Raw genomic sequence first — 16152 nt, forward strand, 5'->3', positions numbered from 1 at the left:
AAACCCGGCGGAAGCCGGGTTTCAGTTAACTGCTGGCGATTAACGCTTCAATCTCTGGACGACTGGTGATCTTACTGTCGATTTTGATGTAAGCGCTTTTTTCCCCTGGCACGATAAATACCGATGAAACGCCGGGCTGGGCTTTAAGCCGTTTTTCCAGATTTGAAGTAGCCAAAGCGGCATCGCTCAACACAATGCGTAAACTGCTGACATAGGGCGGTTCCTGCATTGTCATGCTGACAAACAGCCAGAGCGCGGCAACCAGCGCGCCGACTAAAAATACGGTCTGTGCATCGAAATGACCGAATACCCAACCGCCCATACTGCCGCCAATGGCAACGCCAAGAAACTGGCTGGTGGAGTAAAGTCCCATGGCGGTGCCTTTGTAACCCGCCGGGGATTCTTTACTGATCAACGAAGGCAGGATGGCCTCCATCAGGTTAAAGGCGAAGAAAAAGAGCTGTACGCCGACGACTAACGTCCAGAAATGTCCCTCTGCGCCCCACAGTACAATTTCTGCTACTACAATCATGCCCACGCAGCCCGTGAACACGCGCTTCATGCGGCGTTTCACTTCGGCGTAAATGATGAAGGGGATCACGCCCACAAAAGCAATCAGCATGGTGACAAGATAGACTTTCCAGTGTTCTGCCGCCGGTAAACCTGCCTGCTCAAACTGGCCGGGCAGCGCCACAAAGCTCGACATCAACAGAACGTGCAGGCAGAAAATACCAAAGTTCAGCTTCAGCAAGCGCGAATTAGCCAACACTTTGCTGAAGCTGCCCTTCACCATGCCTGATTCGCGGTTCAATATATGATGTGTGGCTGTTGGTACCACCAGCAAGGTGATAACAATGCCGAGTGATGCGAGGAGAGCAATCATCCAGAACAGTGCATGCAGCCCTAAAGCATGAGTGACAATCGGACCAAGCACCATCGCAATCGCAAAGGTGATACCAAAACTGATACCGATAAATGCCATCGCTTTAGTACGGTTCTGTTCACGCGTCAGGTCGGACAGGAGCGCCATCACTGCGGCGGCGATAGCACCGGAACCTTGTAAGGCGCGACCCAGAATGATGCCCCAGATGGAATCGCTGTTAGCGGCGATCACGCTACCCAAAACAAACAGCAGCAAACCGCTGACAATCAGCGGCTTACGCCCTATACGATCGGACAGCAAACCAAAGGGAATCTGGAAAATTGCCTGGGCCAGACCGTAAATACCAATCGCCAGGCCAATTAAGGTTTCGTTTGCACCCTGTAACGCCATGCCGTAAGTCGTCAGTACCGGCAAGACCATAAACATTCCCAACATGCGCAGGGAAAATACCGTACCAAGACCCCATGTGGCGCGCAGCTCCACTGACGTCATTTTATTATCGTTCATTCCAACCTCTGTTAATGTGCTGCAGTCATTCTAAGGAGCGGGGCAGGGCGGGTAAAACAATAGTTTTTAAGTAAGGGTAACAAAAAGAAAGGGCGCGAAAATCGCGCCCTTTTCATGCTGTAGCGGTGCTGATTACCACACGTAGGTCAGCAGGTCTTTGGATGCCGGAGCCATGAAATCTACCGACATCATTACGCTCAGCGCGGTGATGGCAACAATCGAGAAGACGAACAGTTTACGCGCCCAAACGCGATCGTTTGACGTTTTGTAACCTGAGAGCGCCATACCCAACCACCACACGCTAACTGCCGCAGCAACAACCAGATATTTATAGCCAGCGTAACCGCCCAGCGTCAGCATCAGCGTGGCAATCATGAACGCCAGAATATAGAGCGTAATATGATTTTTCGCCACGGAAATGCCTTTCACTACCGGCAGAACCGGAATGTTCGCTGCCTGGTAATCTTTGAAACGGAAGATCGCAATCGCGTACGAATGCGGCATCTGCCACAGGCTAAAGATCGCCAGAAGGATCAGCGCGCCAGCATCAAACTCATTGGTTACTGCACAGTAGCCAATCACTGGCGGCGCGGCGCCAGACAGGCTACCAATCAGCGTACCATAGACTGAATGACGCTTCATGTAGAGGCTGTAAATGCCAACGTATACCACGAAGCCCATCACCGCCAGCCACATGGCCAGCGGATTGGCGCCGAAATAGAGTAACGCAAAGCCAGCAATACCCAGCGCAGCGGCATAAACCAGGCTTACTTTCGCGGAAATGAGGCCTTTTACCAGCACTCGATTCTTAGTCCTCTCCATCTTGATGTCGATGTCGCGATCGATCACGTTGTTAAATACACAACCTGATGCAACCACTAATGACACGCCAACCAGCGAGGTGAAGAACAGGGCGTAATCAATGCTGCCTTTGGATGCCAGCAGAAATCCGCCAATGACAGAAATTAAATTCCCGAAAATAATTCCTGGTTTTGTTACTTGCAGGTATTGCTTAATCATTACGAGCGACTCTTTAGTGGGCCATCATGTTGTAGTTGAGGTTCCACATAATCCACAGCGAGCCTACAACGACAATCAGGATAATGATTGCCGAGAACACAATGGCCACCATGTTCCAGCCACCCTCAGACTTGCTGTCCAGGTGCAGGAAGTACACCAGGTGAACCAGCACCTGGACGATTGCACACACCAGAACTACACCGAGAATGGTACCGTGAGATGCACTGCCATCCATTACCATCCAGAACGGAATACCGGTCAGGATAATAGAAAGGATGAAACCGATCATGTATGACTTCACGCTACCGTGTGACGCGCCATGTTCGTTAACAGAATGACTCATTACATGGCTCCCATCAGATAAACAACGGTAAATACGCAAATCCAAACCACGTCCAGGAAGTGCCAGAATAGGCTCAGACACATGATACGGGTGCGGTTAGTGGCGCTCAGACCGCGTTTGGAAATCTGGAACATCAGTACCAGCATCCAAATCAGACCAGAGGTCACGTGCAGACCGTGCGTGCCGACCAGCGTAAAGAATCCAGACAGGAAGCCGCTGCGGTTCGGGCCAAACCCTTCTTCAATCAGGTGATGGAATTCAAAGATTTCCATCCCGATAAAGCCGAGGCCGAACAGGAAGGTTAACGCCAGCCAACCGATAACGGCGCCTTTGTTTTCCTTATTCATTGAGATAACAGCCATGCCGTAAGTGATGGAACTTAACAGCAGCAGGGCGGTTTCTACCAGAACAAACGGCAGTTCAAAGATGTCTTTACCTGCCGGACCACCGGCAGTGTTGTTGACCATAACTGCATAGGTTGCAAACAGCGTTGCGAAAATAATGCAGTCACTCATCAGGTAGATCCAGAAACCAAAGACTTTATTGGCTCCTGTATCGTGATGCCCATGCTCCGCATGGGCGTCGTGGTGGTTTTTAATCACAGTTTCAGTTGACATTATTTCAGACCTGCTTTGCTGACTTCGTCAAAGTGCTGCTTCTCAATCTTCTGGACTTCGGCAACCGGTACGTAGTAATCCACGTCTTCGTCGAAGCTGTTCACGATCCAGGTAACGATCATGCCGAGGAAAGAAAGCCCCACCAGCCACCAGATATGCCAGATCAGCGCGAAACCAAAGATGGTACCGAAGGCAGCGATAACAATCGCAGCGCCGCTGTTTTTCGGCATATGAATTTCTTCATATTTCTCCGGTTGTGTGTACGCTTCGCCTTTCTCTTTCATTTCCCAGAAAGCGTCGCGCTCATGCACGTGCGGAATAACAGCAAAGTTATAGAACGGTGGTGGAGAAGAAGTTGACCACTCCAGCGTACGACCGCCCCATGGGTCACCGGTCAGATCGCGGTTCTGATCGCGATCGCGCACAGAGACGTAGAACATTGTCAGCTGGCAAATAATACCCAGTGCAATCAGTCCAGCACCACATGCAGCAACAACCAGCAGCGGATGGAACTGTGGATCGATGTCCTGGCTGATACGACGGGTCATACCCATGAAGCCCAGTGCGTACAGCGGCATAAAGGCAACGAAGAAGCCGATAATCCAGAACCAGAAAGCGCGTTTACCCCAGGTTTCGTTCAGGGTGAAGCCGAACGCTTTCGGGAACCAGTAGGTCACACCCGCCATACAACCGAACACCACACCACCGATAATTACGTTATGGAAGTGCGCAATCAGGAACAGGCTGTTATGCAGAATGAAGTCAGCGCCCGGAACGGCCAGCAGAACGCCGGTCATACCACCCACAGAGAAGGTGACCAGGAAGCCAACCGTCCACAACATGGCAGAGTGCATCTCAATGCGGCCCTGATACATAGTGAACAGCCAGTTAAAGATTTTAACCCCGGTCGGAATAGCGATGATCATCGTCATGATACCGAAGAAGGCGTTAACGTTAGCGCCTGCACCCATGGTGAAGAAGTGGTGCAGCCAAACGATAAACGACAAAACGGTAATGGCGATGGTTGCCCAAACCAGTGAGGTATAACCAAACAGACGCTTCTTCGAGAAAGTTGCAGTGACTTCTGCAAACACACCGAAGACCGGCAGAACCAGGATATACACTTCCGGATGACCCCAAACCCAGATCAGGTTGACGTACATCATCATGTTACCGCCCATATCATTGGTAAAGAAATGGAAGCCGAGGTAACGATCAAGTGTCAACAGCGCCAGCGTAACGGTCAGTACCGGGAACGCAGCGATGATCAGGACGTTGGTGCAAAGTGCAGTCCAGGTAAAGACGGGCATTTTGAACAGGCTCATGCCTGGAGCGCGCATCTTCAGAATGGTCACGAAGAAGTTAATACCGGTTAAGGTCGTACCAATACCGGATAGCTGGAGACTCCAGATCCAGTAATCGACCCCGACCCCAGGACTGTACTCCGCGCCGGAAAGGGGTGGATAAGCCAGCCAACCCGTCTGTGCAAACTCGCCCAGACCCAGCGACAGGTTAACCAGAATCACACCGATTGCGGTAAACCAGAAGCTCAGGTTGTTGAGGAATGGGAACGCAACGTCGCGCGCACCAATCTGCAACGGAACGGCGATATTCATCAGACCGACCACGAAAGGCATCGCCACGAAGAAGATCATAATCACGCCGTGCGCGGTAAAGATCTGATCGTAGTGATGCGGCGGTAGGATACCGGCTTCACCAGCCGAAGCCATCACCTGTTGAGTACGCATCATGATTGCATCAGCAAAGCCACGCAACAGCATGACGAATGCCATGATGATGTACATGATACCCAGTCGTTTGTGGTCGATAGACGTCAGCCATTCAGACCAGAGATATTGCCATTTACCAAAATAGGTAATGGCCGCAATCAGCGCCAGACCACCTAAGATGATACCGGCGACCGTAACCATGATAATCGGTTCATGATACGGCACTGCATCCAGTGTTAATTTTCCGAACATCGTATTATTCCTCGGCTCCCGCGGAAGCGGCGTGACTCATGTCCATGCCTTCGTGCTCAGGCATGTCCATTTTCCCGTGGCTCATCTTAAACTTGTCAATGACTTGCAAGAACAGGTCTGGATTCGCTGTAGAGAAATATTCCACCGGATGGTTTTCGCTTGGCACAGCCACTTTCTCGAAATCATCCATAGTCGTCAGCGTGTTAGGGGCTGCTTTAACTTTGGCGACCCACTGCTGGAATTCCGCCTCGTTTTGGGTTGCAATGGCTTTAAACTTCATACCAGAGAAACCGCGACCACTAAAGTTCGAAGAGATACCGTCGAAAATTCCCGGTTCGTTGGCAATCAGGTGCAATTTAGTCTGCATGCCAGCCATTGCGTAGATCTGACTTCCGAGCGTCGGAATAAAGAAGGAGTTCATGACGGAGTTAGACGTGATTTTAAAGCTCACTGGCGTGTTTGCCGGGAAGGCAATCTGGTTCACGGTTGCAATACCCTGTTCCGGGTAGATGAACAGCCATTTCCAGTCCAGCGCGACCACATCGATCTCAATCGGTTTCACATCGGACTGCAGCGGTTTGCTGGGCTCGAGTGAGTGAGTTGATTTCCAGGTCAATACGCTAAGGAAGAGAATGATGAGGATTGGAATGGTCCAAACCACAGCTTCCACTTTATTAGAGTGTGACCAGTTAGGGCTATACTTCGCATTAGTGTTGGAAGCCCGATATTTCCAGGCAAACACCACCGCCATCAAGATTGCGGGAATAACGACGATCAACATCAGGCCGAAGGCGGTCAGTATCAGCGAACGTTGCTCCAGTGCAACCTGTCCCTTGGGATTTAACAATGCACTATTGCAGCCACTCATTAATAAAGTGCCTGCAATTAATGACAAAATCCCCAAACTTTTATTGTATTTCCTGAGTCTCATTTAACGACCTCAATGACAAAGGGCTCTATTGTCGTTTAAGTGTGCGCGCATTTTACGGGAAGGTTTAGATAGTGTAAACCAGCTTAAGGATGTGTCAGAGGTATGTTGACACCTTTTGCTAAGGGGGTCACAGATGTTACTTAAGGTGATAAATTATTAACGCAGACAAGTAGTTGGCTCTAATATAACAAAAGATGATGGAGGTATCCGTAAAAAAAACAGGGAAAGGAATAACCCTTACTTTTACCTCTCAATTATTTAACAAATACGCATCATTTTATAGACCAAAAAGAAACAATGTAATTGCGGCCGGGTTTTTAATATTCCTGATGAGTATTAATTTCCTCATCTCTTGCCTGTATTAAAAAAATAACACGCATGTGTAAAATAGCACATTCGCCATTTTTGATGAAAATTAAGCCAGTGAAGTCAGAAATGATTATTTCTTAACGTAACGCGGCCTCACTAATGGATGATTTTTTCATCGCCCGGCAATCCAGCACCACGCCACACAATACACCCAGTAAAATTAGGGCGATACTAGGCTCAAACAGATGCGATAAAAGGTGCGGTACAAGCTGCAAACCTGCCGCTTTTAGTGCCAGTGCTACCAGCCAAACCGCTAACAGCAGGCAACCCGTGGAAAACAAACGGCGCGCCCAGCGATACCCATTTCGATACCCGCTGCGCGGTAAAAATTCGCCGCTATGCTGCATCGCATCCAGCGTTTGACGGCAAAATGCTAACAGCAGCAAGCCAGGCAGGGCAGCTAAAACGGTGAAGGCATAAAACGTCGGCCAGCCCCAAAGCTCCACTAACCAACCTGCCGCCGGACCCACATAAACACGGCCTACAGCCGATAGCGCTGACAACAGCGCAAACTGAGTCGCTGAGAAAGATTTATTACACAGCGTCATCAGCAATGCGACAAAGGCTGACGTTCCCATGCCGCCGCATAAGTTCTCAACGAACACTGCACTGGCCATGCTCCACAAATGTTGATCGGTTATTGCCAGTAACCAGTAGCCGAAGTTGGACACCGCCTGCAGTAACCCAAAAATCATCAGCGCACGAAATAAGCTGAGACGCTGCATCACTACTCCGCCGTATAAGGCGCCAGCGATAGTGGCCGTCAGGCCAAGCGTTTTGTTGACTAAACCAACATCACCGGCGTTAAAACCAACGCCGCGAATGAGAAACGTCGTCGTCAGCGAGGCAGCAAAGGCATCGCCGAGCTTATAAAGAATAATCAGCGTAATCAGCAGCCAGGCATTATTACGTTGAAAGAAATCGTTTAGTGGATCAACGACGGCCTGACGCAAAGAGTGTGGCGTTGAGATACGCGTGTCAGGCTCTTTGGCAATAAAGGTGGCGATAATGCCAGGCAGCATCATGAGCGCCATCAACCAGTAGGTCATTTGCCAGCCTAAATAACGGTCAGCCAGCCACAGCGCCAGCCCGCCGGAAATCAGCATCGCCAGGCGATAGCCCAGAACGGTGATTGCCGCGCCGCTGCCGCGTTCTTCTGCGGGTAAAATGTCGGTTTTCCAGGCGTCAAAAACAATATCTTGCGAAGCCGAACAGAAGGCGACCAGCATCGCCAGCGCGGCCATTAAGGTTAAGTCGCGGCTCGGCTGCATAAAACCCATGGCCACGATACCGGCAATTAACGCCAGTTGTGTCACCAGCAACCAGCCGCGTCGACGGCCCAGGAATGGCGGCGTGTAGCGATCCATCATCGGCGACCAGAGAAATTTAAAGACGTAAGCCTGACCAACCAGCGAGAAAAAACCGATTGTTTTCAGATCAACATTTTCGACCGTCATCCATGCCTGTAACGTGCCTGCGGTTAACGCCAGCGGCAGACCGGAGACGAATCCGAGCAGCAACAACACGGCGGCATTTCGTTGGGTAAAGATGCGGAGATAGTGATTCATGCTGACCTTAAGGCGTTGCCCGGCGATAAGCCGGGCAGGGGAAGAACAGAATTAATGCGAATTTTGCTTGATGAAACTATTCACGCTGGTGTCCTGGGCCATATCGGCGATGACATCACTCATGGTGGCGTTAACGGCATTGGTGATCTTCTGGTTCGTTGCGCTGAAGGCACCCTCTACACTATAGGTTTGACGATAATTTTTAACCTGTTTGTTACCATTTTTGGCTGTAGCGATGATCGAGATGTCCGCTTTAGTGGTGATGCTGTAGCGCACACTGCCTTGCGTTACGTCGGCGTAGAGATTGTTTACAACGATTTGCAGGTCAACGACCCCGTTTGGACCAACCATATAACCGCGTGCGGTCATTTGCTTCTCCAGCACTTCCTGTAGCAGGAAACGCAGGTCACGTGAAGGCGTTAAGGTGACGAGCTGGCCATCACGATTCACTTTTGCCAGGGCTTGATCGCTGCGCTGATCGGCACCATTAATACTTACTGTGACGCCCATCAGGCTTGGATCTTGCTGTGGCAACTGAATCTTTGGTTGAATAGTTAATGTATTATTACTGGAGGCACAGCCGGCCAAAATAAACGCAGCCAGCAGCGGGAATAACAGTTTTTTCAACATACTTGTTCTCATTAGCATAGTGGGTTGGATTGCAAAAACTGTCGCCATCATAGCATTGCGCGGCAGTGAAAAAAGCCCCGGTCAGCGGGAAGTTGATTGTAAAGGCTTTTTTCATTGTGTCTGATTATTATGCCCATTTGTTCTGGACACAAGCTACGTTAAGATGCCGCTGTTAACGGGAATATTTCCGCGCTTCGCTACAAAAAGCGTCGAAAAACCTACTAATATTTAAACAGATGGGGCACAGCGCTCGCCATTGAGGAATAAAACAATGATTCGCGAACAAATAGAAGAAAAGCTGCGCCTGGCCTTCGAGCCGGCTCATCTGGAAGTACACGATGAAAGTTATCGACACAATGTCCCTGCCGGCTCCGAAAGCCATTTCAAGGTGGTGATCGTCAGCGACTGTTTTACGGGGCAACGTTTTCTGGCTCGCCACCGTGTCATTTACAGTGAACTGGCGGCGGAACTGGCGGGTAGCGTTCATGCGTTAGCATTACATACTTACACAGTTAAAGAGTGGGAAGGTTTACAAGACACGGTGCTTGCTTCACCGAACTGTCGCGGAGCCGGAACCCTCGCTTAATTCCTTCCTAATAAAAACGGCCTGCGGGTCGTTTTTCTTTTCGGTTTAGACATAAACGCGATCTCCAGCGCAAAAAAGCAGCAAACCTGATAAAAAGTGGTGAGTTAGCAGCCTCGACTCACCTCAGCGATGTCGCTATAATGCTGCGTCTATTTTTCCGTAATGTCTTCGGGATGCTTTTGGTAACAGGGACTAGGTACTCTTCACGGAAGCCGTCCCGGTTGTTAGATACGGTGCATTTTACAATGTGTAGTGTCTGAAGTTGACCGAGCACGTGATTTTTGAGGTAACAAGATGCAAGTTTCAGTAGAAACCACCCAAGGCCTGGGCCGTCGCATTACGATCACTGTCGCTGCTGACAGCATCGAAAGCGCTGTAAAAAAAGAACTGGTTGATGTGGCAAAAAAAGTCCGTATCGATGGTTTTCGTAAAGGCAAAGTGCCAATGAACATCGTGGCACAGCGCTACGGTGCGTCTGTACGTCAGGATGTGCTGGGCGATCTGATGACGCGCAACTTCGTTGATGCCATCATTAAAGAAAAAATCAATCCAGCTGGCGCGCCTAACTACGTGCCGGGTGAATATAAAGAAGGCCAGGATTTCACCTACTCGGTTGAATTTGAAGTATACCCGGAAGTTGAACTGAAAGGCCTGGAAAACATCGAAGTTGAAAAACCGCTGGTTGAAGTGACCGACGCTGATGTTGATACCATGCTGGACACCCTGCGTAAGCAGCAGGCTAACTGGATCGAAACAGAAGCTGCCGCAGAAGCTGAAGATCGCGCAACCATCGATTTCACCGGTTCTGTTGACGGCGAAGAGTTCGAAGGCGGCAAGGCGTCTGACTTTGTGCTGGCGATGGGCCAGGGCCGCATGATCCCTGGTTTCGAAGAAGGCGTTGTGGGCCACAAAGCGGGCGAAACGTTCACCATTGACGTGAAATTCCCGGACGATTACCACGCTGAAAACCTGAAAGGTAAAGAGGCGAAGTTCGAGATCGTGCTGAAGAAAGTTGAAACGCGCGAACTGCCGGAACTGACTGAAGAGTTCATCAAGCGTTTCGGCGTTGAAGATGGTTCGGTTGCTGGTCTGCGTACTGAAGTACGTAAAAATATGGATCGTGAACTGAAAGGTGCAATCCGTAACCGCATTAAGAGCCAGGTCATTGATGGCTTAGTTGATGCCAACGAAATCGACGTACCCGCTGCGCTGATCGACAGCGAAATTGATGTTCTGCGTCGTCAGGCTGCCCAGCGTTTTGGTGGCAACGAGCAGCAAGCGCTGGAACTGCCACGCGAACTGTTTGAAGAACAAGCAAAACGCCGTGTTGTTGTTGGCCTGCTGTTAGGCGAAGTGATCCGTACTCATGAGCTGAAAGCTGATGAAGCACGCGTAAACACGCTGATCGAAGAAATGGCATCTGCTTACGAAGATCCACAGGAAGTGATCGAGTTCTACAGCAAAAATAATGAGCTGATGAACAATATGCGCAACGTTGCGCTGGAAGAGCAAGCGGTTGAAGCGGTTCTGGCGAAAGCCAAAGTGACCGAAAAAGCCGCTAACTTCCAGGATCTGATGAATCAGACTCAAACAGCCTGATTTCAGATTTAACCGGACGTGCTAAACCCGTGGCTGTAAAGTCGCGGGTTTTTTGTTTTTAGCGATTGAGCGCACAGAGTTTATCGCTATTTGTCTAATTAACCGGCAAATTATTCGCGCATTGCTTTTTCCGGGTTAGCGATTAAGGAAAAGGTTGTTATGCTTGAAACAACTGGGCAGCATCCCCAGATTGAGGGAGTATGCAAATAAAACAGTTGAGCTGGCTGATTAACCGTCCTGAAGGTGTCGGAAAGAGACGGAGCATCGTTTTCCCTGCTCGTCTTACGTAAAATCGGTACAGAATGTTGCCAATGAAATTTAATCAGGAGACGGTAATGTCATACAGTGGCGATCGTGAATTTACTGCACCGCAAAATGCGCTGGTGCCAATGGTGGTCGAGCAAACCTCGCGTGGCGAGCGCTCCTACGACATCTATTCCCGTCTGCTCAAAGAGCGTGTGATTTTTTTGACCGGCCAGGTTGAAGACCATATGGCGAACCTGATTGTTGCGCAGATGCTGTTTCTGGAAGCAGAGAACCCAGAAAAAGATATCTACCTGTATATCAACTCTCCGGGTGGCGTTATTACCGCTGGCATGTCAATTTATGACACCATGAAGTTTATCAAGCCGGACGTCAGTACCATTTGTATGGGTCAGGCGTGCTCAATGGGGGCCTTTCTGCTGACGGCAGGGACAAAAGGTAAACGCTTCTGTCTGCCAAATTCACGCGTCATGATTCACCAGCCCTTAGGTGGGTATCAGGGCCAGGCAACGGATATTGAAATTCATGCGCGCGAAATTCTTAAAGTAAAACAGCGCATGAATGAGCTGATGGCAGAGCACACCGGCAAATCGCTGGAACAAATTGAGCGCGATACTGAGCGTGACCGTTTCCTCTCAGCGAGTGAAGCGGTAGAGTATGGATTAGTCGATTCTATTCTGACGCATCGCCAATAAGACCCAACTTACCCTTATCCTTACGCTATAGTTATCAGGATAACGGTTATATTATGGGTTGAATGAATTTCGGCCGTGACTACACGGCCAGCGCCGTACGCCGGTATGGCCTGAGAACTAGAAGAGGTTAACTGATGACAGATAAGCGCAAAGACGGTTCAGGAAAGTTGCTGTACTGCTCTTTTTGCGGCAAAAGCCAGCATGAAGTCCGTAAGCTGATTGCCGGGCCGTCAGTGTATATCTGCGATGAGTGTGTTGATCTGTGTAACGACATCATTCGCGAAGAGATTAAAGAAGTCGCCCCGCATCGCGAACGTAGCGCATTGCCTACGCCGCATGAAATCCGCCATCACCTCGACGATTACGTTATCGGTCAGGAAAGGGCGAAAAAAGTGCTGGCTGTGGCGGTGTATAACCACTACAAACGTCTGCGTAACGGTGACACCAGCAACGGCATTGAGTTGGGTAAAAGTAACATTCTACTGATTGGTCCAACCGGTAGCGGTAAAACGCTGTTGGCGGAAACCCTGGCGCGTCTGCTTGATGTGCCATTTACCATGGCCGATGCAACGACCCTGACAGAGGCCGGGTATGTGGGTGAAGATGTTGAGAACATCATCCAGAAACTGCTGCAGAAATGTGATTACGATGTGCAAAAAGCCCAGCGCGGTATTGTCTACATTGATGAAATCGACAAAATTTCACGGAAGTCTGACAATCCATCTATCACGCGTGACGTGTCCGGCGAGGGTGTCCAGCAGGCTTTGCTTAAGCTGATTGAAGGCACTGTCGCTGCGGTGCCACCGCAAGGTGGTCGTAAACACCCACAGCAGGAGTTTTTGCAGGTTGATACCTCAAAGATTCTGTTTATCTGTGGCGGTGCGTTCGCAGGGCTGGATAAAGTGGTTTCACAGCGTGTAGAAACCGGATCAGGCATCGGTTTTGGCGCAACGGTGAAAGGCAAATCGCAGAAAGCAACCGAAGGCGAACTCCTGGCTCAATGTGAACCAGAGGATTTGATCAAGTTCGGTCTGATTCCTGAGTTTATTGGTCGTTTGCCGGTCGTTGCTACGCTGAGCGAATTGAGCGAAGAAGCGTTGATTCAGATTCTGCGTGAGCCGAAAAATGCATTAACTAAACAGTACCAGGCGCTGTTTAACCTGGAAGGCGTTGAGCTGGAATTCCGTGACGAGGCGTTAACCGCTATCGCTAAAAAAGCGATGTCGCGTAAAACCGGCGCACGTGGTCTGCGTTCCATCGTTGAAGGGGCTTTGCTGGAAACCATGTATGACCTGCCTTCAATGGATGACGTTGAAAAAGTGGTCATTGATGAGTCAGTTATTGAGGGGCAGTCAGACCCGATGCTGATTTATGGTAAGCACGAAGCCCAGGCTTCTGGTGAATAAATAAACAATCCGTCCACGTTGTTATCTTAAAAAAGGGGAAAATTCTTTCCCCTTTTGTTTTTCTCGCCTCCGTGACGTTGAATGTCGGACGATCAACCCCATATACTCAGTTACCTGTGGGTAATTGCATACTTCCTGCATGATGCGGTTCCCATCACCTGGCGGACACTAAACTAAGAGAGAGCTCTATGAATCCTGAGCGTTCTGAACGCATTGAAATCCCCGTGTTGCCGCTGCGCGACGTGGTGGTTTATCCGCACATGGTAATTCCGTTGTTTGTCGGTCGGGAAAAATCGATTCGGTGCCTTGAAGCCGCAATGGATCATGATAAGAAGATCATGCTGGTCGCGCAGAAAGAGGCTTCAACGGATGAACCTGGCATTAACGATCTCTTTTCGGTAGGGACCGTTGCATCTGTTTTGCAGATGCTGAAGCTGCCTGATGGCACGGTTAAAGTATTAGTCGAAGGTTTACAGCGTGCGCACATCACGACGCTGGCAGACAATGGCGATCATTTTGTTGCTCAGGCTGAATATCTGGCTTCGCCAGAAATTGAAGAGCGTGAGCAAGAAGTTCTGGTACGCACGGCGATCAACCAGTTTGAAGGCTATATCAAACTCAATAAAAAGATCCCGCCTGAAGTCCTTACTTCTCTAAACAATATTGACGATGCGGCCCGTCTTGCCGATACCGTCGCTGCGCATATGCCACTGAAATTAGCGGATAAACAATCAGTGCTGGAGATGTCAGACGTGAACGAGCGTCTGGAATATCTGATGGCAATGATGGAATCTGAAATCGATCTGTTACAGGTTGAGAAGCGCATTCGCAACCGTGTTAAAAAGCAGATGGAAAAAAGCCAGCGTGAGTATTATCTGAATGAGCAAATGAAAGCCATTCAGAAAGAGCTGGGCGAAATGGATGACGCGCCAGACGAGTACGAAGCGCTGAAGCGTAAAATTGATACAGCAAAAATGCCGGAAGAAGCGCGTGAAAAAGCGGAAGCTGAACTGCAAAAGCTGAAAATGATGTCACCGATGTCAGCCGAAGCGACCGTTGTGCGTGGCTATATCGACTGGATGGTTCAGGTTCCCTGGAACGCACGCAGCAAAGTGAAAAAAGACCTGCGTAAAGCCCAGGAAACGCTGGACATCGATCATTACGGCCTTGAGCGTGTGAAAGATCGCATCCTTGAATACCTTGCAGTGCAAAGCCGTGTTAGCAAAATCAAAGGGCCAATTTTGTGTTTGGTTGGACCACCGGGGGTAGGTAAAACCTCACTGGGCCAGTCGATAGCAAAAGCAACCGGCCGTAAATATGTGCGCATGGCATTGGGCGGCGTACGTGATGAAGCAGAGATTCGTGGGCACCGTCGTACTTACATCGGTTCAATGCCGGGTAAATTGATCCAGAAAATGGCGAAAGTTGGGGTGAAAAACCCGCTATTCCTGCTGGATGAAATCGATAAAATGTCCTCGGATATGCGTGGTGATCCCGCCTCCGCACTGCTGGAAGTCCTTGATCCAGAACAGAACATTGCGTTTAACGATCATTATCTGGAAGTTGATTACGATCTTTCAGACGTTATGTTTGTGGCAACATCGAACTCAATGAACATTCCGGCGCCTTTACTGGACCGTATGGAAGTGATTCGTCTGTCGGGTTATACCGAAGATGAAAAACTTAACATTGCCAAACAGCATTTGCTGCCGAAACAAATTGAACGTAACGCTTTAAAAGCAAACGAAATTACCGTTGAAGACAGCGCTATCGTTGGCATTATTCGTTACTACACGCGTGAAGCCGGTGTGCGTAGCCTTGAGCGCGAATTATCAAAGCTTTGCCGTAAAGCAGTGAAATCGCTATTAATGGATAAAGCCACGAAGCACATCACCATTGATGGTGAGAACCTGAAGGATTTCCTCGGGGTACAGCGCTTCGATTATGGTCGTGCTGACAGCGAAAATCGGGTTGGTCAGGTAACGGGTCTGGCATGGACAGAAGTAGGCGGCGATCTGCTGACGATTGAAACTGCCTGCGTACCGGGCAAAGGTAAGCTGACCTACACCGGTTCGCTGGGTGAAGTTATGCAGGAATCCATTCAGGCAGCCTTAACGGTGGTGCGAGCGCGCGCAGAAAAACTGGGAATCAACGGCGACTTCTATGAGAAACGTGACATTCACGTTCACGTACCTGAAGGCGCGACACCGAAAGATGGCCCGAGCGCCGGTATCGCTATGTGCACCGCACTGGTTTCTTGTCTGACCGGCAACCCGGTGCGTGCTGATGTTGCGATGACGGGTGAAATCACATTGCGTGGACAGGTGCTCCCTATTGGCGGCCTGAAAGAAAAACTGCTGGCAGCGCACCGCGGCGGCATTAAAACTGTGCTGATCCCGGATGACAATAAGCGCGACCTGGAAGAGATCCCGCAAAACGTCATTGCCGATCTGGATATTCATCCGGTGAAACGTATTGAAGAAGTGCTTAACCTGGCACTGGAAAATGCGCCTTATGGTATGCAGGTCGCAACCGCGAAATAGTGATTAACGGCAAAAACCGTTAAAAAGCAGAGCTGGCAAGGCAATTGGCGCTTGCCAGCTTTTTTTTGTGCCGCTACTTTAGGTGGTTGCAGGAGCAACGTTCTAAGAGAATTACCGTTGTTTCGGCTCAACAGGCTTGATATAACTTGCTGCGCGTTCGTACCCGGCGGGAAGCACGGATACGAAGTGAAATAATAAAGAGGGGATGA

The 16152-nt window shown here is 49.8% G+C and carries 13 protein-coding genes; 5 read left to right on the forward strand and 8 right to left on the reverse strand.

The genetic code is table 11. The annotated features are described in order from the left end of the window. Positions 1 to 25: 25 nt before the first annotated feature. The 8 genes from QRY16_RS07015 to QRY16_RS07050 all read right to left on the reverse strand — a co-directional run bounded on the left by QRY16_RS07015 (position 26) and on the right by QRY16_RS07050 (position 8850). Positions 26 to 1390, reverse strand: coding sequence for an MFS transporter (locus QRY16_RS07015; protein WP_289776103.1), 1365 nt, complete (start codon positions 1388 to 1390; stop codon positions 26 to 28). 132 nt (positions 1391 to 1522) lie between these two features. Next, positions 1523 to 2410 carry a heme o synthase gene (cyoE, locus tag QRY16_RS07020; RefSeq protein ID WP_193403597.1) on the reverse strand — a complete coding sequence of 296 codons (888 nt, stop codon included), beginning with the start codon at positions 2408 to 2410 and terminating at the stop codon, positions 1523 to 1525. A 13-nt stretch (positions 2411 to 2423) separates the two neighbouring features. Next, positions 2424 to 2753: a cytochrome o ubiquinol oxidase subunit IV gene (locus QRY16_RS07025; protein WP_193403596.1), complete on the reverse strand. Its 330-nt coding sequence runs from the start codon at positions 2751 to 2753 to the stop codon at positions 2424 to 2426. Further along, positions 2753 to 3370 carry a cytochrome o ubiquinol oxidase subunit III gene (locus QRY16_RS07030; protein WP_193403595.1) on the reverse strand — a complete coding sequence of 206 codons (618 nt, stop codon included), beginning with the start codon at positions 3368 to 3370 and terminating at the stop codon, positions 2753 to 2755. The genes QRY16_RS07025 and QRY16_RS07030 overlap by 1 nt, the downstream gene beginning before the upstream one ends. Next, on the reverse strand, positions 3370 to 5352 hold the full coding sequence (gene cyoB, locus QRY16_RS07035; protein ID WP_289776104.1) for a cytochrome o ubiquinol oxidase subunit I: 1983 nt from the start codon (positions 5350 to 5352) through the stop codon (positions 3370 to 3372). Before cyoB ends, QRY16_RS07030 begins: the two co-directional genes overlap by 1 nt. Before the next feature lie 4 nt (positions 5353 to 5356). After that, positions 5357 to 6283, reverse strand: a complete 927-nt coding sequence (cyoA, locus tag QRY16_RS07040; protein ID WP_193403593.1) for a cytochrome o ubiquinol oxidase subunit II — start codon at positions 6281 to 6283, stop codon at positions 5357 to 5359. A gap of 446 nt (positions 6284 to 6729) precedes the next feature. Next, positions 6730 to 8220, reverse strand: coding sequence for a muropeptide MFS transporter AmpG (ampG, locus tag QRY16_RS07045; protein WP_289776105.1), 1491 nt, complete (start codon positions 8218 to 8220; stop codon positions 6730 to 6732). A 51-nt stretch (positions 8221 to 8271) separates the two neighbouring features. Then, on the reverse strand, positions 8272 to 8850 hold the full coding sequence (locus tag QRY16_RS07050) for a lipoprotein (protein WP_193403591.1): 579 nt from the start codon (positions 8848 to 8850) through the stop codon (positions 8272 to 8274). A gap of 271 nt (positions 8851 to 9121) precedes the next feature. Between QRY16_RS07050 and bolA the strand changes: the two genes are divergently transcribed. The 5 genes from bolA to lon all read left to right on the forward strand — a co-directional run bounded on the left by bolA (position 9122) and on the right by lon (position 15943). Then, entirely contained in the window at positions 9122 to 9436 is a 315-nt protein-coding gene (bolA, locus tag QRY16_RS07055; protein ID WP_289776106.1) for a transcriptional regulator BolA, read from the forward strand. A 294-nt stretch (positions 9437 to 9730) separates the two neighbouring features. Then, positions 9731 to 11035, forward strand: coding sequence for a trigger factor (tig, locus tag QRY16_RS07060; RefSeq protein ID WP_289776107.1), 1305 nt, complete (start codon positions 9731 to 9733; stop codon positions 11033 to 11035). Positions 11036 to 11370: 335 nt separating this feature from the next. Continuing rightward, positions 11371 to 11994 carry an ATP-dependent Clp endopeptidase proteolytic subunit ClpP gene (gene clpP, locus QRY16_RS07065; RefSeq protein WP_193403588.1) on the forward strand — a complete coding sequence of 208 codons (624 nt, stop codon included), beginning with the start codon at positions 11371 to 11373 and terminating at the stop codon, positions 11992 to 11994. Between the two features lie 134 nt (positions 11995 to 12128). Continuing rightward, a complete protein-coding gene (gene clpX / locus QRY16_RS07070) occupies positions 12129 to 13400 on the forward strand; it encodes an ATP-dependent protease ATP-binding subunit ClpX (RefSeq protein ID WP_289776108.1) in 1272 nt (423 codons plus the stop codon). Between the two features lie 188 nt (positions 13401 to 13588). Next, a complete protein-coding gene (gene lon / locus QRY16_RS07075) occupies positions 13589 to 15943 on the forward strand; it encodes an endopeptidase La (RefSeq protein ID WP_289776109.1) in 2355 nt (784 codons plus the stop codon). Positions 15944 to 16152 lie beyond the last annotated feature (209 nt).

Source organism: Mixta mediterraneensis (assembly GCF_030283135.1).
Lineage (GTDB): Bacteria > Pseudomonadota > Gammaproteobacteria > Enterobacterales > Enterobacteriaceae > Pantoea > Pantoea mediterraneensis.